The following is a 23,980-nucleotide window of genomic DNA, read 5'->3' on the forward strand; positions in this document are numbered from 1 at the left end:
CTTGTTTAACCATGGATAGAACCTATCAGCTCAGCGCATTCGGCTTTTATTTTGGGTGGTATTATTTTCCCCCCTACGAGGTCGCGCGCTCCGGCTGAAGGTAATCCATAAAACCAATACCAAAAAAGATGCGGAGCAAATGCTCCGCATCTTTTTTTTTGAGGAGAAATCTTATGGTGGTCGTCATGAAAAAAGAAGCAAAGGAGAATCAGATAACCAAGGTACTCAATAAAATTGATTCCTTGGGTCTGAAGGCGCACCTGTCCAGAGGTAAAATCCGGACCATCGTCGGCGTCATGGGTGACAACAGCGCGGTGGACACTAATTGCTTTGAATCGCTTGATGGAGTCGAGCGTGTTGTCCCGCTTCTCGGGCCGTTCAAACTGGCTTCGAGGGATTTCAAGAAGGAGAATACGGTCTTCTCGATTGACGGTTCCCAAATTGGTGGAAACAAGATCATTATTATGGCCGGCCCGTGCGCTATTGAAAACAGGGAACAGATCGTAGAGACCGCTCTGGCAGTTAAGAAAGCCGGAGCGGTTGCACTTCGAGGAGGAGCTTTCAAACCGAGAACCTCTCCGTACAGCTTCCAGGGATTGGGAGAAGAAGGTCTGAAACTTATGGCCGAGGCGCGTGACATGGCCGGTATGGCAGCAGTTACGGAAGTGACCGCACCTGAGCAGGTGGCCCTGGTTGCGCAGTATGCAGACGTGCTTCAAATAGGTGCGAGGAACATGCAGAATTTCGCTCTCCTCAATGCAGTGGGTGAGTCTCATAAGCCGGTGCTCCTGAAGAGGGGCATGTCCAGCACCATCGAAGAATTCCTCAACGCGGCCGAATACATCCTGAGCCACAACAATCCTCGGGTGATCCTGTGCGAACGAGGCATACGTACCTTCGAGACATACACTCGCAACACTTTGGACATCAATGCCATTCCCGTGCTCAAGTCATTGACTCATCTTCCTGTTGTCGTAGACCCCAGCCACGGGACCGGAAAGCGCGAGTACGTTGCCGCTGTAAGTAAAGCCGCAATTGCAGCCGGTGCGGACGGTCTGATTATTGAAGTCCATCCCGATCCTGAAGTTGCTCTTTCCGATGGCGCTCAAAGCCTCAGGCCGCACGAATTTGAAGAGCTTATGAAGGAATTGAAGCCCATTGCCGAAGCGGTCGGCCGTACTCTTTAGGTCAATTGGTAGGAGAAGCCGTATTGAAACTGTCTGAGTGCACCGTAGCGATTATCGGAATGGGATTGATGGGTGGCAGCCTGGGAAGGGCGCTTGTATCGACCCGTGCGTGCAAGGAAGTGAGGGGATTTACGAGAAGCCCTGAAAACGGGGAATCTATAGTGTCTCTCCAAGCTGCCGATCGTGTATTCACAGACCTTCCCGATATTCTTGCAGGTGCTCGTTTGACGGTTTTGGCAACGCCGGTCCGTACCATAGAACAGCAAATTGCCACACTTTATCCATTTATGGATTCGGGCACTGTTCTGACGGACATGGGAAGTGTGAAACGAAACGTAGTCGAGGCTATGCGGAAGCTTCCCCCCGAGATCCAACCCATAGCCGGTCATCCCATGTGCGGGAAAGAGACTGCAGGCATCCAGGCCTCAGATCCTGAGCTTTTCCGTAACAAGAAATGGGTCGTTGTGCCGACTGAAGATACCGATCCGAGAGCGGTCCGTCTCCTTGAAGAATTGATCGAAACCGTGGGAGCCCGCGTTGTTGTCATGGATGCGGAAACGCACGATCTGGCAGCAGCTTGCGTCAGTCATCTGGCTTATGTGTTGGCAGCAAGCCTGGTGTCTTCTGCGGACCTGACGGCACGAACCGTTCCCCAGGTGTGGGAGCTGGCATCCAGCGGTTTTCGGGATACTTCCAGAGTTGCAGCCGGAAACATCGACATGGTCATGGATATTCTGTCAGCCAATAAAGACAATGTGTTAGCCATGATCGAGACTGCAACCGAACAGTTGGGCGACTTCGCTCGTTTACTGACGACCGGGGACGAAGCAGGATTGCGGGAAAAACTGACTCATATCCGCATGACGCGTAGATCGTGCGACACAAACAAACTTTTCTAAAGTGGATCTTCATGAAGAATGAATTACTGAAAATACACCCATCCGCATCATTGCGCGGTTCTGTTACTCTGCCCGGAGATAAATCGCTTTCACATCGCGCTCTGCTGCTGGCTGCTCTTGCTGATGGTACGTCTCACATTCGCAATTGCCTGAAAGCAGGAGTCACCGAGGCAATGATCGAATGCCTGCAATCCCTTGGGGTCGCCCTGGAGATCGAAAACGGTGCATTCACCGGGTCTGCGGATTTGACGATAACAGCGCAGGGCATGTCAGGACTCACCAGACCTGAGAAGCCGCTTTATTGCCGCGGATCTGCCACCACGCTGCGCTTGCTTGCCGGTGTGCTTGCCGCGCAACAGTTCGAGTCGACTCTGGATGGGAACGATCGGCTTCGTATGCGTCCCATGGATCGTATCGTCAAGCCTTTGCAACAAAAAGGTGCTGTCATACGAACCGCAAACGGCAATGCTCCCTTATTTTTTTCCCCCGGGAGGCTTAATCCTTCGGAGCACGTGTTATCCGTCGCGAGTGCGCAGGTGAAGTCTGCATTGCTGCTGTCGGGACTCTTTACGGAAGGGAAAACCCTTGTTTTCGAGCCACACAAGAGCAGGGATCACACGGAACGGATGCTCCGGATATTGGGAGTCCCAGTATCCGAATGGGAAGAGCCGAAAAAAGGATACGCTGCGGAAGTAACCGGACCGGTGGAGCGCATTCCTGCATTGGATCTAAAATTGCCTTCCGATCCTTCTTCTGCTGCTTTTCTCGTTGTTGCAGGACTCATTGTGCCTGATGCGGAATTACAGCTTCAGGACGTTTGCCTCAATCCGCACCGCACGGGGCTTCTTGATGTCCTGATTTCCATGGGAGCGAACATACGGATTGAACCTTCGCCTGATATCCATGGTGAGCCCACGGGAAATCTGTATGTAAAAAGCAGCACACTGGCTGCATCCGAAATACGCGGCGACACGGTTACCAGAATGATCGACGAATTTCCGATTTTCGCTGTCGCTGCTACACAGGCCACCGGAATTACCGTCATTTCCGATGCTCGCGAGCTTCGGCTCAAGGAGAGCGATCGAATTAGCGCAGTAGCAGAAGAATTGACAAAGATGGAGGCGAAAATTGATACCAAACCCGATGGCCTGATCATCCATGGTCCTGTTTCCCTGAAAGGAGCGGATGTGGATGCACGCGGAGACCACCGGCTCGCGATGAGTCTTGCCGTCGCGGGACTTACCGCTCAGGGTGAAACCACCATTCGCGGATGGCGCGTTCTTGAGGATTCCTTTCCTCACTTCCCGGAAATGCTCAGGAATCTGGGAGCTGACGTCCAGTGGTGAAAGGAACTACCAATCTGGTTGGAATCATCGGATTCCCGGTGTCTCACAGCCTGAGCCCTACCATGCACAATGCCGCATTTCGCGCTCTCAATATGGATTGGAAGTACGTACCTCTGTCCGTTCGGCCCCAGAATGTGCCTGATGCGCTGAAAGGGCTGATCGCACTTGGTTTTCGGGGAGCAAATGTTACAGTTCCTCACAAGGAAAAAGTCACTCCTTATCTCAACGACATATCGGCAGATGCGCAACAGATTGGCGCAGTAAACACGATTCTGGTACAAGAAGATACGTTGTCAGGTTTTAATACGGACTGGTCAGGCTTTTTGAATCATCTGACGGAAATCGGGTTCGATCCTTCGGGGGCAAAAGCCTTGATTTTGGGTTCGGGTGGATCGGCACGAGCGGTTTCGTACAGTCTTTGTCAACGCGGAGCCGATATTAGCATTCTGTCGAGAAACACCGGCACTGCTGGTCTTATCATTGATGAGCTGTCGAGCCAAAGCGCCCAAAATCGCATTGGGTCAATCTCAGCAGAGAGTCTTCGGGATTCCGCACGTGATTTCGATCTCGTAGTGAACACCACACCCCTGGGAATGACCCCACTCGAAGAGCTTTCACCATGGCCGCACGATATTGGTTTCCCACGACGCGCTCTCGCGTACGATCTTGTGTACAACCCTGCAAAAACCAGATTCCTGGAAATTGCCGAAGATAGCGGCGCACTCGCTGTGAACGGACTGGGAATGCTCGTGCACCAGGCCGCGGAGGCATTCAAGATTTGGACTGACCGAGAAGCGCCTGTTCACGTCATGAAAGAGGCAATTTTATCATGCTGAGGTTTATTACAGCCGGCGAATCTCACGGTCCCGAGCTGACTGTTATTCTGGAAGGAATGCCTGCCGGATTACCGCTGCAATCCGAGGATATCGGAACGGATCTCGCCCGGAGGCAAAAAAGTGCGGGTTCCGGTGCGCGCATGACCATAGAAAAAGATCGGGCGCGCATCACCGCAGGCGCTATGGGCGGTCTTACTACAGGAGCTCCTATTTGCTTGGTAATTGAAAATCGTGATTTTCAGTCGTGGAGGGAAAAGCAAATCCCCCCTATGACTGTGCCGAGACCCGGTCACGTGGATTTGAATGCAGCGATAAAATACGGGTACCCGGATCTGAGGATCGGCCTGGAACGCGCTTCTGCCCGGGAGACTGCTGCCCGGGTTGCTGCCGGAGCAGTGTGTAAGAAACTGCTTGAAGCATTTGATATTTTCGTGGGTTCGTACGTAATTTCCATAGGCAAGATCGTTCTGCAGGTTCAGAATTCCGAACACGAGCAGCTTTTCAGGTCTGCTGAATCGAATGTGGTGAGATGTCCCGATGCCGAAACTGCCGAGCTCATGATTCAGGAAATCGAAAAAGCAGCGTCGGAAGGGGATACTCTTGGGGGGATCTTCCAGTGTTTCGCACTACGCGTTCCACCCGGACTGGGAAGTCACGTGCACTGGGAACGAAGACTCTCCGCTCGTCTGCTCTTTGCTGTGGGGTCTGTTCCCGCCGTCAAGGGAGTTGAAATAGGCAACGCATTCGAGAATGCGGGATCGTTGGGCACAGATGTGCATGATGAAATCATTGTGGATTCTTCAGGCAAACAGCTTGCGCGAAAAACAAACCGCAGCGGCGGCATCGAAGGCGGAATTACCACCGGCGAACCCATTCTCGTCCGGGGAGCTATGAAGCCCATCAGCACAACTCTCAAAGGACTGAATTCCGTTGACCTGGCTTCCGGAAAACCGGCTCGAACCGTGTATGAACGAAGCGATGTATGCGCGGTTCCCCGGGCAGCAGTAGTCGGTGAAGCCATGATGGCATTTGTTCTCGCGGAGGCGCTGCTGGAAAAGCTCGGTGGTGACAGCATTGAGGAAATGAAACCCCGGTTCAAAGATTTACGATCCGGACAGTTGGATCGGCTCGTCATGAACAACACTCACTGGAACTTCGGATACGAGTAAATGCCATCTTCTATAACTTACCCCGGAAACATCATTCTCACAGGCTTCATGGGAACCGGAAAGAGTGTCGTCGGCAAGAGGCTTGCTGCGCTGCTGGGCCGGAACTTTTTGGATACCGATACGATTATTGAACAGGGATCGGGAAAGTCAGTAGCCGCCATTTTTTCCCAGGAGGGGGAACAGTGCTTTCGCGGGTATGAAAAGGAAGTCTGCCGGGAACTGTCCGAGACGAGAGGCTTTGTTATCGCCACGGGCGGCGGGATGCTGCTCGACCCCGAAAATCGCAAGTTACTGAGCCGAAATGGAATCATTATCAGATTGGACGCTTCTATCCCCACTATTCTGCATCGGACGCAACGCCATCAGCATAGACCTCTTCTGAACTGCGAAGACAGTGAGCAGAGAATCAAGAGCTTACTTGCAGGGCGATCTGCCGCGTACGCTTCCCTTCCGTTTCATGTCGATACGACCGGTATGGAACCGGACGAAACTGCCCATCGCGCCCTCAATATTGTTCGGGACGTTGATGGTTCCTCCCAGTTCATTCCGGTAAAGACCCATGACCGAGGGGGGTACACCATAGTGCTTGGACCGGAAATGTTGCGAACAGCCGGAACCATGCTCCGTGATCGGGGTATTTCGTCAAAATGCATGGTTGTTACCGACGATGTGGTTGCAGATAAATATTTGCAGATTCTGCTGGGGTCATTGAAAGCTTCCGGTTTCAACCCTGAGGCCTGCATCATCCGTTCCGGAGAACCGAGCAAGAACCTGAGCGAAGTTCAAAAACTGTACGAGGCGTTCCTCAAGTACGGTCTCGACCGCAGCGGAGCAGTTATTGCTCTGGGCGGCGGTGTGGTGGGAGATCTCGCGGGATTTGCTGCGGCAACGTACATGCGGGGTGTGCATCTTGTTCAGTGTCCTACCACGCTGTTGGCAATGGTCGATTCGAGTGTGGGAGGCAAAACCGGGGTGGATTTGCCCCAGGGGAAAAACCTCGTGGGAGCTTTCAAGCAGCCGCTCATTACCATTGCGGATACCGCTTGTCTGCAAACTCTGCCGCACAAGGAATTCCTCATGGGAATGGCTGAATCAATCAAGCACGCCGTAATCAGGGACCCGGAATTATTCGAGCATTTTGAAAAGGCTAATCCCAATGATTCAGGAGTCGAAAGCATCGCGCAATCGATCCGGGTGAAGGTCGATACCGTTGAACAGGACCCATTTGAATCGGGTTTGCGAGAAACATTAAATCTTGGGCATACGGTTGGGCATGCATTGGAAAAGTGCAGCAATTATTCGTTACTTCATGGCGAAGCAGTCTCAATAGGGCTTGTTGCAGCGGCTCGGCTATCGTCTGAGACAGGCCTGTGCGAACAGACAGTGTCGCAAAGAGTTGAAGCCCTGCTCGAGAGGGTGGGGCTTCCTGTTCGGCATACTATGGACCCTCAAGAGCTTGTTGTTGCTATGACTTCGGACAAGAAGACCAGAGACGGTCAGATCAGATTCGTCCTTATCCGCAGCATCGGGGAAGTTCAGTACGGCTGTTCGGTTGCCTCCGGTGTTCTCCTGCATGTTTTGTCGGAACTCCGAGTTTGACAAAAAAACCGCTCCGAAGGAGCGGGGTTCCTAATTCTCGCTATGCCATAACATTAATGATATCCCATTGCACAAAACGGACTTGCTATCATTGACTCCAAGTGGCAGAGAATCGACCGCCGCTTCGAATCGTGCAGCGCTATCCATGCCTGCCATTCATCGTACGGCCAGATCTCGACTCTTGGACGGGTCAGTTCCTCTTCCATTCTGATATCATTTGTTTCGGTGAGAAATTTCATCGCCTCGGACTGGGTGAAGCTCTCCTCGTAATCTTCGGTCATCTTTCGCCTCCTGCTGGTCTTCGGTTTACTTAATCACTGGGAAGAGGCGGTCAAGAGAAAAGACAAGGGGTCTTACGGACTTCAATTGGAAGAAGGCAGATGAAAGGAATTCACTTTTTTCCAAGAAATCCAGTTCGCCGGCACGGAGGCCGGCTGCTACCAGGGCAACAGTAGAGGACCGGTGTCTCTGCGGACCAATGTTGATGGAAACGTTACGAAACAGCATGGGGTGAACCATTCAGTACTGAACATGAATAGATGCCATTGCGAGGAGCGAAGCGACGTGGCAATCTCCTGATTGGGGCGCTCAATATGTCAGGATGATTTTCACTATGCTGACCATAACTGCGCCGGGTTTCTCTTCAACACCTATAATCTAAACGCTGCTTACAACTGCAGAACCACTAAACAGTCTCGGGCTGGCTGCTCCGTTTCCTGTCGGTCAAACGTTTCAGTAGAACATACAAAACCGGCGTGAAGAATATGCCGAGCGCGGTGACGCCGAGCATTCCACCGACCACTGCCGTCCCCAGAGCTTGTCGTCCGGCTGCTCCGGCTCCGGTTGCCAGAGCGAGGGGCAGCACACCGAAGATGAACGCGAGGGAAGTCATGAGAATCGGCCTAAGCCGAATCGTCGATCCTTCGACGGCTGCCTGTTCGGAACTCATGCCTCCGGCATAACGACGGCGGGCAAACTCCACGATGAGGATAGCATTCTTGGCTGCAAGTCCAACAAGAAGTACGAGCCCCACCTGCGTATACAAATTGTTGTCGAAGTTCCGTATGTACAATGCTGCGATCGCGCCAAGGATCCCAAGAGGAACCACCAGAATTACCGCAAGCGGATCGATCCAACTCTCGTACTGAGCGGCAAGAATCAACACCACGACCAGGATGGCGAGCGACAGAACAATGCCCATTTCTCCTGAAGTCTTCTTTTCCTGATACGCCATGCCGGTCCACTCGTATCCCATGCCTTTGGGTAATGTTGTCCCTGCAATTTTTTCAACAATATCAAGGGAAGTCCCGGAGCTTACGCCGGGAACGGATTCTCCGAACACCTTCGCTGATGGAAAGAGGTTGTAGCGCTCCACGCGCTGCGGTCCGAGAGTATCCTTTATCTGAACAATGGTCCCCAGGGGAACCATCTTGCCCTCACGATTTCTCACCTGGAGCTTGGCTATGTCTCTTCGTTTCATTCGAAAATCGGTGTCGGCCTGAACAAGAACTTGCCACGTACGCCCGAATTTATTGAAATCATTTACGTACGTAGAGCCCAGAGAACCTTGCATGGTATCGAATACATTCTGAAGGGGAACCTTGAGCTGCATGGTCTTGGTCCGATCCACTTCAGCGAACACCGTAGGCACTTCGGCCCTGAATGTCGCGTTTACGTTGCGGAGTTCAGGTCGTGCCCTGGCCGCGTCGGCTATTTCAGTGGCAGCTTTTTCCAGGGCCACCAATCCGAGACTTCCCTTGTCCTGAACCTGGAGTTCGAAACCGCTGCTCTGACCTGCTCCTCGGATGGGTGGAAGGGAAAAAGGAAAGACTATAGCTTCCTGCATACTGGAGAATTTCCCGAACAGTTCCCCCATAATGACATTCTTGGTCCTACCTCTCTTTAGCCTGTCACTCCAGTCGGTTAACTCTACGAACCCTCCGCCCTGGTTTGCTCCCACCGCGTCAATAATGGACCAACCGGTCAGAAGGTTAAAGTTCCGTACTCCGTCAGTATTCTTGAGAATCTCTGCAACGCTTTGCATGACATTCTTGGTACGGCCCAGCGAAGCTCCATCCGGTAATTGAGCGTTCACCAGAATAAGTCCGTCATCTTCAGAGGGCACAAATCCTGAGGGGGTTTTCATTAATCCGAAGAAAGTTACTGCAATGAAAATCCCAAACACTGCGGTACTGATAAACAACCGTCGCACACAGATGGTGACGAGAGACGAGTATTTGTCCGTAAACCACTGAAAACCGTCATTGAACCATCGAAAAAAGACATTCCGCTTCCCGTCGTGAGGTCGAAGAAACAGCGCGCATAAAGCCGGGCTGAGAGTCAGAGCATTTATCGCGCTGAACAGAGTCGTAAAGGCAATGGTGAGTGAAAATTGGCGATACAGTTGGCCGGTGATCCCGGTCAGGAATGCTGCAGGTGTGAACACGGCCATGAGAACCAGCGTTATTCCGATGACAGCACCGGTAATTTGACCCATTGCGCGAATAGTGGCATCTCGTGGAGATAAACCATGTTCACGCATATTTCGTTCCACGTTCTCGACGACGACAATGGAATCGTCGACAACAATGCCGATGGCCAACACCATCCCGAACAAGGTGATCATGTTGATCGAGTACCCCATGAGAGACATGACTCCAAATGTTCCCATGAGCGACACGGGGATGGTGATTGCCGGAATTAGAGTCGCACGCCAGTCCTGGAGAAATATGAAGACTACGAGAGAAACCAGGAAAAACGCTTCCAGCAGCGTCTTGATAACGGCATGAATTGAAGCTCGGACGAATTCCGAAGCATTGTACACAATCGTGTAATCGAGTCCTTCGGGAAAATCCTTCTTCAATTCTTCCATTGCCGACCGGACGCTGTCCGCGACTTCCAGAGCATTGGCGCCGGGTGATTGAAAAATGACGATGCTCGCGGAAGGAAGCCCTCTAAAGAAGGAAAGCGTGTCGTACGTTTTCCCTCCGAATTCCACTCGCGCCACGTCTTTGATGCGGGTAATACGGCCGGAATCGCCAGCCTTCACAATGATGTCTTCAAACTGCTCCGTTTCAGTCAACCGCCCGAGAGTCTGAACGGTAAGCTGAATGTCTTGTCCCTGACGAGCAGGCTGCTGGCCGATTTGCCCCGCGGCTACCTGCACGTTTTGCTGTTTGAGTGCATCCAGAACGTCAGCAACGGTGAGATTGTTGTATTGCAGCCGGTTCGGGTCCAGCCATATTCTCATGCCGTAATCTTTTGTAGGAAAGTATATTACATCTCCGACGCCCTTCACTCTGGCGAGTCGGTCTTTAATATTGATTGTTGCGTAATTGATTATATAGAGGTCGTCATATCGTTTATCCGGGGAATAGAGTGAAAAAACCGCGACAAAACTGGTGGAACGTTTGTTCGTTGTTACCCCTTGGCGTTGTACGGCTTCGGGAAGCTTGGGCATCACGCGGTTTACCCGGTTCTGGACCAGAATAGTGGCCGTATCGGGGTCAGTGCCCAGTTCAAAGGTGACTCTGAGTGTGTACGAGCCGTCAGTGGCACTGGTGCTGCTCATGTACAGCATGTTTTCCACCCCATTGACTTCCTGCTCAATGGGTGCGGCTACCGTATCGGCTACCACCTGGGGATTCGCTCCCGGATAGGACGCGGTCACCTGGATAACAGGAGGGGTTATGTCCGGATATTCGGAAACGGGAAGCCTGAAAATCGAAATGGCTCCCGCGAGTACGATGAGAATGGAAATAACCGAAGCAAATATGGGTCTATCAATAAAAAACCGGCTCAGCACAGGCGATACTCCATTAATTTCTCAGCAATTCCGGGTAAGCTGCAGCAGCATTCGAGATGTGAAGTTGCGACTGCGATCCTTTCACCATCGTACCTGGACGGGCCCGCTGCAGCCCATTTATAATCACCCGATCTTTTTGATTCAAACCTGACTCGATAACGCGAAATTCTTGCACCGATTCCGCAGTCCTGACCCTTCTCACTTCTACGGTGTCTTGATCGTTGCATACGAGTACATATTTTCCGGCCTGATCGGTAAACACCGCCATATCGGGAACAAGCAGAGCTTTCCTGGTCTGAGCCGGGATCCTCAAACGAGCGAACATTCCAGGAAATAGGATTCCGTCCTCATTGGGAAAAACTGCTCTCATCTGGATGGTCCCCGTGGAGGAATCCAGTCTCACATCCGTGTAATCCAGCTTTCCTCTGTGAGGATAGCCATTCTCGTCCGCGAGGCCCATAGTTACGGGAACTTCCTCCCTTGGAGCATGTGTAAGAACCACATTCGGATTGTCCCGCCTGAAGGTGCGAATGAGGCGGAGCAGGTCGGCCTCGCTCATGTTGAAATACACGTACACGAAGTGGTCGTTCACTATACTGGCCAGCAACGTGTTCTCGTTAGCTCCCACCAGATTTCCCACATCCAGCATGTTCCGGCTCACCCGCCCGGAAATGGGGCTGACCACACTCGTGTAATCCAGTTCCAATTTTGCCGCTTCCAGGTTTGCTTTGGCTCGTTCCAGTTCCGCCTTGGCCATATCGCGTGCGGCCTTTACATCGTCGATCTTGAGCTGAGCGACAACTTCCTTGGTTCCGAGATTACTATATTTCTCCAATTCGATTTCCCGGATGCGCAACGCTGCCTTCTGAGTATCCACCGCAGCCTGAGCTTGTTCTACCTTTGCTCTGTAGGGACGCGGATCGATGACAAAGAGAAGATCGCCGGAATTCACACGAGCACGAGGTTCAAAATGAATGCTGTTCAGATAGCCTGATACCCTGGCTCGCACGTCCACGGACTCAATGGCCGCGGTTGTACCGGTATATTCCATATACTGTGTTACATCGTCCCGCGCGGGATGGCTCCAGGTCACCTCAGGAAGAGGCGGGGGACCCTGAGTTTTGGGTTGTTGACCGCAGCCCGCGACCAGCACCAGTACTGCCATCACTAACAAGCTACTCCGGTACGCTGCATTCAAAAATCTCATCTGCCATTCCTCTGAGAAAAAAACGAGTTCTGAACTGAATAGGTCAGCTCAAGCTTTGGCCGATTCAATGAGAATCGGCTCGTGCACATACGGTAAACTGAACCCGCGTTCAAATGTCACCGTTCCTGTGCAGAACGGTTCTGACATGACCGAGAATGGTGTTGCGAATTGCATTCACTTCCTCTTCCCCGTAATGAGTCCAGTTTAGATTCCGACGGATCAATGCACGGGAAATGTGAAACGTGAGCAATTGCCCCATTAAAGCGAAGGTACGCACCTTAACTTCCGGATCGTTTTCGGAAGCTCCGGAAGCCGTACTGACAAGCCGAAAACAGCAGTCGAACATCGGACCGAGAAATCCATCGTACAATATATCGAAAGCTTCTGTCGGCTCCATCTGTTCGCGAATCACGATGCTTAGCCATTTCTGTGTCTGGGGCGATCCAAGGAATTGGCTGATCATGAAATCTATGAGATCGCAGAAAAGTTGGATTCCCTGCTCTCGAGAGGGATTTTCCCGCAATTGTATTTCGATCTCGTTAAGGCGCGGTTTCACGAGAGACCCTACCTCCACGGCAATTGAGCGAACAACTTGGCGATACAGGCCTTCTTTGCCACCGAAATAATACTGAATGGCCGATAGGTTTACTTGCGCCCGGTTCGTGAGCATCCGGGTGCTCGCACCGTCAAAACTGAATTTCCCGAAAAGATCCAGCCCTGCGTCCATGAGGCGCTGCTTGGCATCCGATGTATGTTTGTGGTTTCTGCGCATTGTTCAAATTCCCAGCAAGATCTAACAACATGATAGATGGTAATCCTCTGAGGGTATTAAGTCAATCGTTTGTTTTAAAATAGCTGGTTCGGGCGGGAGAATGGATGAATGCAAGCTATTGGGAGATCTCTCATGCACAGTGGAGTGAGGATGAGGATATGGTGAGTGATCGATCTCTGCCCCTGTTCCAGGATAGCTCCCTTAAAAGCATCGGAACGGTCCATTCAGCAATTGCATGAAATGTTGTCATTGCGAGGAGCATAGCGACGTGGCAATCTCCAGACTCAGGAGCCGCATTTCAGGCGATTGCTTCGCTTCGCTCGCAATGACAGGTGTTATAGGTCTCACTGCTCGAGAGGACCCGAAAGATTCTCGTTATTCACTATCCAGTCAGTCTGCCGTCCGTCTTCCTGCTTTTTACAGCCAATACATTTAATGACTTTTGACGCAGCCGCTAAATTGCCAGCCTATTTTCAGATGCTCGTCCGGAACAAACGATAAAAATAAGCAAAGTTAACGACTATCATTCCCCTCTCATCAAAATCGAGATGTTGATCGCTACCCCTGTTCGGGGATTGCTCCTGAACAGGGGATTCAAAGCGGAAAGGCGAATCATTCTTCATACATGGTGTTTACGATCTTTTGTACGTCGTCTATCAGGTTCTGTTGACTATGGTCCGGGACATTGATCCTGGTGACATCAGGTGTCTTTTGCTTGGAAACCATGTGAACGAGCATTAAATGTTTTTCTTTTGCAACCACAACGAATTTTGACCGACTACGATCCAACGTGCATACCCATTCTTCTCCTGAGACCCTGATGGACGGCTTGATTCCTTCTGCCTTCGCTGACTCGAATTCAGAGCGTATTCGGTCCAGAGCTTCGTTCAGAGTCATGGGCATCTCCTTTGTTGTCGGTTATGCCTTCATAGTAAAATTAATGCATTCTGCAACAACCGACATGAACGCCATGACAGCCAAAGGGCAATTCCGGATCAATTTAAGAACTCACAAACCCGCTCTCTCTATCATCATTGAAATCCTGCAATTTCCTCTATCGTCTCGACGTCACAACTATGTAAGTATTCTGAAAATTTTCTGTGTTCCATTTGTGACCGCTCTCTTACGGACTTACGATCAAGATAGGTCTCATTTGAGGCGACAGCACGGACCTGCAGGGCAGGTCCGTGGCACCCAAAACCGTCATCGAGCCCTGAGACCCAAGGGGTGCCACTGACCTGCGCAGTCAGGTCAGTGCATTAGCATCTTGAATGCAAAATCGTATCACGCATGATTCCTTCTACAAGGTAAACGCTTTCTAAGCCCCTATGACGGATTGACGCGATTCTTCATCTCCAACGGCTCTGTTCAAACGGATGTTTCCGGCATCTCCGTAGCCTTTGGAGAATGCATAGGAACTCACGGTCCTTCGCCTGGAGTATTCGTTTCTCAGATGAGAAAAGGTAGTTCTCATGTAATCGTGAATTATCTGTTCTTTGGCCAAAACTAATTCCTTGCACCCATTTCTCTCTGCCGCGCGAATTCCTGCAGTCTGCTTCTCGAATCTTTCGCCTATCCGTTTAACCGCTCCGTCCAGGTAGGCAAACCTCAGAGACGCTGCGCTCCAACCGCGACTGACTCGTTTGAGTTCCGGAAGCGCTCTTTCGACAAGTCTGTTGAGTTCTCGATAGAGAAAACGGAACGTGTACAATGCCACTTCAGTGTCGGTTCCAGTGCCGATGAAGGTCAGGACAGGAGCAGCACCTTGGCGGCGGCGAATCACATGTTCGCATTCAAATCCCTGGGATACGTGAATCAGAAGACCTTTCATCCAATTCCTGAGGACTTTTCCAACGGTGATCGACTGTTCCTTCACATTGAGATTGTTACTTATTTCTTCAGTCGACAAATCGGCCATGCCCAAATTGTACCTGGCGAGAAGTTCCCTTGCCTTTGCTGCGGCAAGAGCGGCCTCGTTCTCATTGGGCGAGTGGGACAGTTCGAACAGTTTTCGAACCTTTGAAAGTACCTCTTCTTTGGTCATACGTTCCTATAACCCTCTTTCACAGGATGCATTCAAGAACGAGGGAAGCTGTTACCGCGACAGGAAGAGGCGGTCAAGCTATTTTTCTCGGTGGCGGGTACGCATTCAAGTACGCGAACGTCACTCTGGGGGAGATTATGCCGATTCGCTTTTCTTTTCATAATTTGGGAGGCTGGAGGTATCCTTCGCTCCGAACGACGCAAAGGCGTCTAATCACTCCGCTCGGGACACCCCAGCTTCACCATGTCATGTGCATAATTGCGAATGGTATTAGACGTCATTTTATGAAGTATCCGGAAATTCTCCACTTTCCGTCTTTATCTTTCATGGGAGTTACCGTTTCGACCGCGGATTTCTTATTTTGGAAAGAAGTATTGAACTGAATTACGACGTACTCTCCATCCGGTGCTCCCGGAAGGGTTCGCGTGTACTTTGCCATGGCTTTTGTGCGGGAAAGCAATTTCCCTAAAGGTTTTCTCACCACATCCAGGGATTTGGTCCATTGATCTCGTGCTACGGCATTCTTGAAGAATGTAGCTGCTTCTGTCCAACTTCTTTCGTAATCTCCGGCATCGACCAGAGCCAACCAGGTTTCGGCTGCTTTAACGGCTTCAGTTTCCGAACTCGCATCTGCAGCCAAAAACTCCGGCACTCCCAGGAGAAAGAAAGCGCAGAGTATGAGCCATCGATAGCTGTGCCTTCTCATCACTCTCTCCACTCGAACTGAAATAGAATCCATATGCTTGAAGGGCATGCTATCAAAACGTATCCTCATTAGCACGCCTTTTCTGCATGTAGTAAAACAGTCGGCATCAGGTACGATAAAAGGGTTGTATTTCATGTGAGAAGATTCCAGCTCTCTACACTGTATGTTCAAGTATCTCCGGCACCTGCTTCAAGAAGTGGACTATAACACGTAACTAATGTAATTCTTGCGGCAAGCTCTTTCGCGGTCTATAGTGAAGAGCTATATTGAAGGAAACGTCAGGTCCCCTGAGTCAAACGGAGAATCGTCAATGGAAGCCCTGGGTCTATGTTTAGGAGCGTCTACCGTCAGTCTTGTCCATCTTCGGAAGGAAGCCGACGCGATCGAGATCATTGATCATAAGACCATTACGCATGAAGGAAATCCGCGAAAAGTACTCCTGGAAACTTTAGAAAATATGCAGTGCGCTAAAGAGGCAAGCATCGCCGTCACCGGAAGAAAATTTCGCAATTTTGTCGAACTCACCACCATTTCGGAACCGGAAGCTCTCGAAATGGCAGTATCGCACGTTATCGGAACAGACGGCCCTTATCGCGTGGTGATCAGCGCAGGTGGCGAAACATTTCTCGTGTACCATTTGGACGAGAGCGGAAGAATCCAGGGAATCCAGACCGGCAATAAATGCGCCTCAGGGACCGGAGAATTTTTTCTTCAACAAATAGGCAGGATGAATTTATCGCTGGATGATGTAGCGGGACTGGGAATTTCAGATCATCCGCACAAAGTCTCGGGCAGGTGTTCCGTTTTCTGCAAAAGTGACTGCACGCATGCATTGAATAAAGGTGTTCCAAAGAACCAGGTGGTGGCGGGTCTTGCCAAGATGATGGCAGGCAAGGTGGTGGAACTCCTCAAGAAGCTGCCCAAGAAACACGTGGTTCTCGTGGGCGGCTCCTCAAAGAACGAGACAATGATTCACTATCTCAGAAAGGAGGTAGAGGATCTCCATATTCCCGAGGAAGCGCCGTACTTCGAAGCTCTCGGAGCTGCACTGTGGGCTCTGAAAAACCCCACCAAAAGGTACACCGGTCCGGATGACGTTTTTCAGAAAAAAGGCTCAGCGTTCGGCTACCTGAAACCTCTTTCAGAATTCAAACATTTGGTCCATTTCAAAGACCGCCCGAGAGGAAAAGCCGAACCGGGCGATCGCACGATCATGGGATTGGACGTGGGTTCCACCACGACAAAAGGCGTGATCATGCGATGCAGCGATAAAGCTATTCTTGCGGCCGATTACCTGCGAACCGACGGCGATCCGGTTGGGGCTTCGAGAAAAGTGTACCGCAGTCTCGCAAACCAGATCGATGTGCCGCTGGAGATCGTCGGGCTCGGTGTGACCGGTTCCGGGAGACAGATAGCCGGGCTTCACGCGATGACGGACGGTGTAATCAACGAGATTATAGCCCACGCTGCTGCCGCGGTTCATTTCGATCCGGAAGTGGACACCATTTTCGAGATTGGCGGTCAAGACGCCAAGTATACGTATATCACCAACGGCGTGCCAAGCGATTACGCGATGAATGAGGCATGCAGCGCTGGAACAGGGTCTTTCCTCGAAGAATCCGCCAAAGAGAGCCTCGGTCTCAAGGTCACGGACATCGGCCCGGTTGCCTATTCAGGCATGAACCCGCCAAATTTCAACGATCAATGCGCTGCCTTCATCGGCTCGGATATCAAGAGCGCGGCTCAGGAAGGCATTCCTGTAAATGATATCGTCGCGGGGCTGGTTTACTCGATTTGCATGAACTATTCCAACAGAGTCAAAGGCAACCGCCCGGTCGGAAAAAAGGTCTTCATGCAGGGCGGTGTTTGCTACAACGAAGCTATTCCGGCTGCAATGGCCGCACTGACCGGAAAAGAAATCGTGGTTCCGCCCGAACCGGGTCTCATGGGAGCATTCGGAGTGGCACTTGAAGTGGAGCGCCGCATCGAAGTAGGGCTCATGGAAGCGAAGAGCTTCGATCTCGAGCGACTGGCACGACGTGAAGTGGTCCACAAGAAGTCCTTCGTGTGCGGCGGAGGGAAGGAGAAGTGCGACCGGCGGTGTGAAATTGCCCGTATCGAAATCGAGGAGAAGGTCTATCCTTTCGGCGGAGCGTGCAACCGTTACGTCAACTTGATTCGGCACGTGGAGTTCGATAAACGGTCTCTGGATATGGTGGATTTCCGTCAGAGGCTTGTATTCGAGAGTCTCTCCACAGAACAGGACAACCGCCCGACTGTTGGATTCAACCGATCCTTTCTCATGAACACCTATTTTCCTTTTTTCAATGCCTACTTCTCAGAACTGGGGTATCGGGTGGTGCTTCCGGATGAACCCGATCCCAAGGGAGTGGACCAGCAGAACGCTGCATTCTGCTATCCGGTGGAGATTGCCCACGGATTCATGTACAACTTGTTGAGCAAAAACCCTGACATTCTCTTTTTGCCGCACATCAGAGGGATTCCTACTGACGAGGAGAATAATAATACCTGTACGTGCGTTTTCGTCCAGGGCGAGGCCTTTTATCTCAAGAGCACGTTCGAAGGGACTCTTGCCCGGAAAGTGCTCACTCCTTACCTTGATCTGAGCGGCGGTTTCGATGCCGTATTCCAGGAATTCGTGAAACTTGCAGCAGAAGTTGGTGCTTCGCAAGCAACCGCGAAGAAAGCTTTTCAGGCTGGTGTAAAAGCCCAAACGGAATTCCGTGAAAGACTGCGGTCGAAGGGCACGGAAATCCTGAAGGAATTGGCTCAGAATCCCGATCAGATGGGAATAGTCCTGTTCGGAAGACCGTACAACACCTTTGCAGGGGAGGCAAACAAAGGAATACCCGGAAAATTTGCCTCACGCGGGTATAGGATTATTCCTTTTGATATGCTCCCGTACGAGGACCAGACTATTGACGATGAAGAGACCATGTACTGGTCCATGGGGCGTATGCTTCTCAAGGCAGCCCGATTCGTCAAGCATCATCCTCAGCTATTCGGAACGTTTATCAGCAACTTCTCGTGCGGGCCGGATTCTTTTGTTGTGGGGTATTTCCGGGAAGAAATGGGGAGAAAACCTTCTCTTACCCTGGAACTGGACAGCCATACAGCGGATGCAGGGCTGGAAACCCGCATAGAAGCTTTCCTTGATATTGTGCAGTACTACCGGGAACTGGAGAGCAAGAAGCAAATAGCTGCCTCATACAGAGAGTTTAGGGCGGCCGAGTGCACTGTCGTAAACGGCAAGCCTGTGATAGCAACCCCGGACGGTAAGCATTACCCGTTGAATCATCCGAATGTGCGCATAGTAATACCCGCAATGGGACGGTTTGCTCACGAAATCCTCGTAAATGCATTCCGTAGCGTAGGGATTACGGCACATGGATTACCTCCCGCGGATGAGGAAGTGTTGAAGATCGGGCGAGGGAATTCGACCTGTAAAGAGTGCCTGCCGCTCCAGACTACCGTAGGCTCCATGCTGAAGTACCTGTGGCACGACCGTCCCAAAGACGAGATTACCGCCTATTTCATGCCGGGCGCAGGAGGGCCGTGCAGGTTCGGCCAGTACAACGTGTTTTCGCGCCGTCTTATCGAACGTTATCAGATTCCCAATGCAGCGGTTCTCACGCTGAATGCTTCGAATGGATATATGGGACTCGGCGACAGATTCACCCTTCCTGCCTGGCGAGCCATAATTATCGGGGACACCATGTATGAGATCTGGTCCACGATTATGGCTGCCGCACAGGATCGCGAGTCCGCCCTGGAGATCTTTTACCGGGAATGGCGAGCAATCGTGAATGTAATCGATAAATCCTGGGGTAAGATCAAAAAGCAGATCAAATCGTCCGCTGCGGTTCTCAGTCGCATCCCCCTCAAAATGCCGTATGAAGAAATACCGAAAATATCGCTCATTGGTGAGATATACGTGCGAAACGATCCTATTTCGCTGCAAAATCTTGTGGAGAAGATGGCGGATCGCGGTTTTATCGTTCGCACATCTCAGACCAGCGAATGGATCAAATATGTTGACTGGCTGATCAAGAATAAGATTGAAGGGAAACCTGACATCCCGTTCTGGATCAGATACGTGGTAAAATCCTATTTCGATCGCAAAATCCGCGGGCTTCTGGCTCCTTCGGGACTTTTCTTCCATGAAGTGCTCGATGTGGAGGACCTCATCCGTGCGGGCGAGAAATTCGTTTCTCCCATGCTCACCGGTGAAGCTATCCTTACGGTTGGAGCGGCTTTGCATGAAATCCTGCATCCGTCTTGCGGCATTATCTCCATAGGTCCGTTTGGATGCATGCCCTCGCGAGTTGCGGAATCCATACTCAACGAAAAATTTACTACCGGCGAAAAGCGGGAACTCCTGCAAAAGACCAATGGGCATGGGCCAAGTCCCCTTGCAGTGCTGGAAAGAGATCAAAAATTGCCGTTTCTTGCAATCGAGACTGACGGCAATGCTTTTCCGCAGATCATAGAGGCTCGGCTCGAGGCCTTTTCGCTACAGGCAAGACGTCTGCACGAACGAATGCTTCGGGAGAAGCGAAACTGATACGGCTTCAAAGAGATCAGTCCGGGAAACCTTTCTACAAATGGATTATGCCTTTAGCTTAGGTCATGTGGTGGACTGATGAAGACAAACCGGTTGGTTGGCACAGATCAGAAAATCCGGATAGCGATCAAAGTCCCCCTTTTATAAAGGGGGATTTAGGGGGATTTTCAGTATGTTAGATCAAAATCCCCCCTGTCCCCCCTTTACAAAAGGGGGGGAAAAGATGTCCGGCATTGACTGCTTTGAAAGCGCAGCGGGTATGACAAAGATCCCGAAACAAGGCATCCTTGGAAAGCTCCTTTCGCGGGAGGACAAGGGATCTCCGACCCGCAGGAAAGGTACGAAAGCTGAAGTACTCGCTGCCAAACACTTACAGGACATCGGGTATCGGATTCTGGAAACGAATTTCGAATGCAGCCTTGGTGAAATCGATATCATAGCTCGTCAGGGAAGCGATCTTGTGTTCATCGAGGTCCGCTCCCGATCTTTAGCATCCAGCCTCAGCCCTGTCGTATCCATAAATCGCCGGAAACGAAACAAGGTTGTCCAGGTTGCTCAAGCGTACCTGGACAGGCGTTATCGTCAGCCACCACCCTGCAGGTTCGACGTTGTCCTGGTTACCGTAGGACCGCCCACCGAGATCGAAGTTATTCCGGACGCATTTGGGGCTCAATTTTTCTAAGGCATTAGCATAATGCACAGAATGATGGGGTGACCAACGGGAACGCATCATTCGAGGCCCTTACATGAACCCGATGCGGTTCGCTTTGCTCATCACATCCTGTATAGCAGTTGCCAGAATGAATGTCCGATTGAAGATTCAGAATCTTGGTGGGGAGCGGCCTCCGTGCCGGCACATCTTCAATATGATAATGATATCGATGCAATAGACCGGCAGGGAGGTCGGTTCCCACTAATATCTTGCATAGGATCGTCGGATAAACGTCAAAATCTTTGACAATCGCCCTATAGGCTTCATTTTGCCCCAAAAGCCGATTTCTTCGCTGAAAAAATGTGTATAGCCTTGTTTTCCACCTGTTCTGCGGCTTCTTCTATGGTTTCCGGCAGTGTGGGGTGAGGATGGATCGTGAGCGTCAAATCGTCCACATGGGAGGCTGACGCGACCGCGAGGCATCCTTCAGCGATCAAATCCGAAGCGTGGGGGCCGACAATATGCACTCCCAGGACGGTTTCGGATTCGGCATCGGAGACTATTTTCACGAAACCGGGGCCCTCTTCTGCCATGGTCAGCGTACGGCCCATCGCTCTGAATGGAAACACCCCTGCTTTCACAGGAATCCCCTGGGCCAGGGCATCCTGTTCGGAAAGTCCGACTGTAGCGATTTCGGGGTCACTGAAGATGACACCGGGAACTTCTACTCCGGAAAAAGCGGCCGGTTCCCCCGCAATCACTTCTGCAGCGATTTTGCCTTGGAAGGAAGCCTTGTGGGCCAGCATGGGGCCTGAAACAATATCTCCGATTGCGTAGATGCCCGGAACCGACGTCTGCATGGTCTCCGAGACTTGTACGAACCCTTTCGAGTCGAGCTTCACTTTAACCTTTTCCAATCCGATTCCGCTGGTGTTCGGACGCCTCCCTATGGCCACAAGAATCTTGTCCCCTGTAATAGATTTATCCCCGTCAGAGGCCGAATACTGCAGGACGCCCGTACCGTTTTCACGTTTCAGACCTTGAATTTTGGCTTTCAGGATAAGATCGATTTTGAGATGCTTGAGAGCACGCTCCATAGCTCGCCCGATGTCCGGATCGAGCATCGGTAAAAGACGGTCCACTGCATCCAGAATCGTAACCTTGGAGCCGAGCTTGGCGTAAAAGGTGCCCATTTCCAGACCAACCGAACCTGCTCCTATTACCACGAACCGTTCCGGAATGTTTTTGGGGTCCAGAGCATCCGTTGAATCGATTACGAGCTCTCCGTCCCGCGGCATACCCGGAAGTTCCGCGGCTGAAGAACCCGTGGCGAGGATGCAGTTACGGAATTCAAAACGCCGCACTCCGTCGGAAGTTTCAACCGAGAAGGAGTTTTCTCCCGTAAAGTGAGCAGTTCCCGTAACAACCTCTATCTTGTGCTGAGACATGAGGGAAGCCACGCCTTTACGGAGCTTTTCCACTACGTCGGATTTCCATTGAACGAGCTTCGGCAAATCGATGGAAACGTCCCTTACGATAAGCCCGATCTTGTCAGCCTGTTCGATACGATTCTTCAGGTCTGCGACGTATATGAGCGCCTTGGAGGGGATGCATCCCCAATTGAGGCACACGCCTCCCAGTAATCCCTTTTCAACCAGGGTAACTTCAAGACCCAGTTGTGCTGCCCGGATGGCTGCAACATAGCCTCCCGGACCTGCACCGATAATTGCCACCTGGGTTCCCTGGGCAAAGTCACCTACTACCATGAGATTCTCCCGATCGGTCCCGAACCCCGTTCAATTCGCTCAGGTCGGGACCGAGACTGTGGTTCTGTTACCATTCATGCCATATCGACCAGCATACGCATGGGATCGTTCAAGAGACCTATGACAAAATTGAGAAATCGTGCGGCATCCGCCCCATCCAATACCCGATGATCGAATGACAGAGTCAAAGGCATGATGGTTCGGATTGCCACCTGGCCGTCCTGCACTACTGCTTTGGGTTGCGCCCTCAGGGGACAGAGTATTGCGACCTGCGGATGCACTATTATTGGGGTAGCCCACGAACCTCCTAAAGCTCCCACATTGGTCACGGTAAAGGTTCCGCCTCGCATGTCGTCAAGCTCTATGGATCTGGCCCTGGCTTTCTTGCTCAGTTCTTGCAACTCGCCGGCAATCTGGAGCACGGATTTCCGATCCACATCCCGGATCACGGGAACCATGAGACCGGATTCTGTGTCAGTCGCGAACCCGATGTTATAGTAATCCTTGTAAATGATGTCGCCGGTCTGATCGTCAAGCGAACAATTGAGCATCGGAAACTGCTTTAATCCCGCTGCTGCAGCCTTGATTACAAAGGCAAGCACCGTGAGCTTGAATCCTCTGCTCTCGGCCAACGGCTTTTCGCGTTCGACAACTGCCATAAGTTCTGTGACATCGGCTTCATCGAAATGGGTTACGTGCGGTATTGTGGATACGGATTTCACCATGACTTCCGCAATACGTTTTCTTACACCACGGAGGGGTTCTCTCCTGATCGGTCCGTATTTGTCGAAGTCCGCACCCGCGGCTGCAGGCTCAGGCATGACTTCTTCCCGTTTCGGGACTGCTGCAGGTACGGGTTTAGGTGGTGGAGCAGCTCTTTCGCCTTCCGCTGCTCTTCGTACGTCTTCGTCAGTGATACGGCCGTGAGGCCCGGTTCCTTGTACTGTGTTGATATCAACCTTGAGTTCCCGGGCAAGCTTCCTCGTATGCGGGGTCGCCTGCACCCGTGCCGCAGGGGGTGGGGGCGTCGGCTCTCCCTCAGGCCGTTCTTTCATCAAGGGACTGGGAGGAGGAGTTTCGGCGGGAGGTGCGGGTTTCTTCTCGGCAGGTGGTGCCTCTTGCGGTTCAGGCGATTCCGCCCGTTCCTGTTTAGCAGCTTCTTCGGTTTCAATGACCAGAATCGTCTGACCGACTTCAACCGAATCTCCCGGATTAAAAGGGATTTCCGCTATGACTCCCTTCACGGGACAAGGAAGTTCCACAACGGCTTTATCGGTTTCAATCCTCACTACCGGCTGATCTGCGGACACCTGGTCTCCGACCTTGACCAGGTATTCGACTATTTCGGCTTCAGCAATGCCTTCCCCTACATCCGGCAGTTTGAATACGTATCTCATAACAATTCTC

The 23,980-nt window shown here is 51.6% G+C and carries 17 protein-coding genes; 8 read left to right on the forward strand and 9 right to left on the reverse strand.

Features of this window, described 5'->3' with window-relative positions:
- The first annotated feature begins 173 nt into the window (after positions 1–173).
- From aroF to aroB, 6 genes are read left to right on the forward strand one after another with little or no spacing between them, the layout of a single operon-like run.
- On the forward strand, positions 174–1,187 hold the full coding sequence (gene aroF / locus DESTI_RS06615) for a 3-deoxy-7-phosphoheptulonate synthase (RefSeq protein ID WP_014809187.1): 1,014 nt from the start codon (positions 174–176) through the stop codon (positions 1,185–1,187).
- A gap of 23 nt (positions 1,188–1,210) precedes the next feature.
- Complete coding sequence (locus tag DESTI_RS06620; protein WP_014809188.1) at positions 1,211–2,086, forward strand: prephenate dehydrogenase; 876 nt, start codon at positions 1,211–1,213, stop codon at positions 2,084–2,086.
- Positions 2,087–2,097: 11 nt separating this feature from the next.
- On the forward strand, positions 2,098–3,432 hold the full coding sequence (gene aroA, locus DESTI_RS06625; RefSeq protein WP_014809189.1) for a 3-phosphoshikimate 1-carboxyvinyltransferase: 1,335 nt from the start codon (positions 2,098–2,100) through the stop codon (positions 3,430–3,432).
- The gene (locus tag DESTI_RS06630) at positions 3,426–4,268 is read left to right on the forward strand and encodes a shikimate dehydrogenase (protein WP_014809190.1); all 843 of its coding nucleotides are present in this window, start codon (positions 3,426–3,428) and stop codon (positions 4,266–4,268) included. Before aroA ends, DESTI_RS06630 begins: the two co-directional genes overlap by 7 nt.
- Entirely contained in the window at positions 4,262–5,437 is a 1,176-nt protein-coding gene (gene aroC / locus DESTI_RS06635; protein ID WP_014809191.1) for a chorismate synthase, read from the forward strand. Before DESTI_RS06630 ends, aroC begins: the two co-directional genes overlap by 7 nt.
- Positions 5,438–7,036, forward strand: a complete 1,599-nt coding sequence (aroB, locus tag DESTI_RS06640) for a 3-dehydroquinate synthase (RefSeq protein WP_014809192.1) — start codon at positions 5,438–5,440, stop codon at positions 7,034–7,036. It abuts the gene before it with no gap.
- A gap of 53 nt (positions 7,037–7,089) precedes the next feature.
- Here aroB and DESTI_RS06645 read toward each other — a convergent pair whose 3' ends face one another.
- The 7 genes from DESTI_RS06645 to DESTI_RS06680 all read right to left on the reverse strand — a co-directional run bounded on the left by DESTI_RS06645 (position 7,090) and on the right by DESTI_RS06680 (position 15,570).
- Entirely contained in the window at positions 7,090–7,317 is a 228-nt protein-coding gene (locus DESTI_RS06645) for a hypothetical protein (RefSeq protein WP_014809193.1), read from the reverse strand.
- A 404-nt stretch (positions 7,318–7,721) separates the two neighbouring features.
- Positions 7,722–10,841, reverse strand: coding sequence for an efflux RND transporter permease subunit (locus DESTI_RS06655; protein ID WP_014809194.1), 3,120 nt, complete (start codon positions 10,839–10,841; stop codon positions 7,722–7,724).
- Positions 10,842–10,854: 13 nt separating this feature from the next.
- Positions 10,855–12,048, reverse strand: coding sequence for an efflux RND transporter periplasmic adaptor subunit (locus tag DESTI_RS06660; RefSeq protein WP_014809195.1), 1,194 nt, complete (start codon positions 12,046–12,048; stop codon positions 10,855–10,857).
- 109 nt (positions 12,049–12,157) lie between these two features.
- Positions 12,158–12,820 carry a CerR family C-terminal domain-containing protein gene (locus DESTI_RS06665; RefSeq protein WP_014809196.1) on the reverse strand — a complete coding sequence of 221 codons (663 nt, stop codon included), beginning with the start codon at positions 12,818–12,820 and terminating at the stop codon, positions 12,158–12,160.
- 612 nt (positions 12,821–13,432) lie between these two features.
- Positions 13,433–13,717, reverse strand: a complete 285-nt coding sequence (locus DESTI_RS06670; RefSeq protein WP_014809198.1) for a hypothetical protein — start codon at positions 13,715–13,717, stop codon at positions 13,433–13,435.
- A 421-nt stretch (positions 13,718–14,138) separates the two neighbouring features.
- Positions 14,139–14,864 (reverse strand): DUF7168 domain-containing protein, encoded by a 726-nt coding sequence (locus DESTI_RS06675; protein WP_014809199.1) that lies wholly within the window; start codon positions 14,862–14,864, stop codon positions 14,139–14,141.
- A gap of 277 nt (positions 14,865–15,141) precedes the next feature.
- Positions 15,142–15,570 (reverse strand): DUF4019 domain-containing protein, encoded by a 429-nt coding sequence (locus DESTI_RS06680; protein ID WP_041286853.1) that lies wholly within the window; start codon positions 15,568–15,570, stop codon positions 15,142–15,144.
- Positions 15,571–15,880: 310 nt separating this feature from the next.
- Between DESTI_RS06680 and DESTI_RS06685 the strand changes: the two genes are divergently transcribed.
- Together DESTI_RS06685 and DESTI_RS06690 are read left to right on the forward strand one after the other, a co-directional pair.
- A complete protein-coding gene (locus tag DESTI_RS06685) occupies positions 15,881–20,155 on the forward strand; it encodes an acyl-CoA dehydratase activase (protein ID WP_014809201.1) in 4,275 nt (1,424 codons plus the stop codon).
- A gap of 223 nt (positions 20,156–20,378) precedes the next feature.
- Positions 20,379–20,837: a YraN family protein gene (locus tag DESTI_RS06690; RefSeq protein WP_157212109.1), complete on the forward strand. Its 459-nt coding sequence runs from the start codon at positions 20,379–20,381 to the stop codon at positions 20,835–20,837.
- Positions 20,838–21,130: 293 nt separating this feature from the next.
- On the opposite strand, the gene lpdA is transcribed toward DESTI_RS06690, so the two are convergent.
- Positions 21,131–22,573 carry a dihydrolipoyl dehydrogenase gene (lpdA, locus tag DESTI_RS06695; protein ID WP_014809204.1) on the reverse strand — a complete coding sequence of 481 codons (1,443 nt, stop codon included), beginning with the start codon at positions 22,571–22,573 and terminating at the stop codon, positions 21,131–21,133.
- A gap of 74 nt (positions 22,574–22,647) precedes the next feature.
- Positions 22,648–23,970 (reverse strand): dihydrolipoamide acetyltransferase family protein, encoded by a 1,323-nt coding sequence (locus DESTI_RS06700; RefSeq protein WP_014809205.1) that lies wholly within the window; start codon positions 23,968–23,970, stop codon positions 22,648–22,650.
- Between the last annotated feature and the right edge of the window lie 10 nt (positions 23,971–23,980).

The organism is Desulfomonile tiedjei DSM 6799 (assembly GCF_000266945.1).
GTDB lineage: Bacteria > Desulfobacterota > Desulfomonilia > Desulfomonilales > Desulfomonilaceae > Desulfomonile > Desulfomonile tiedjei.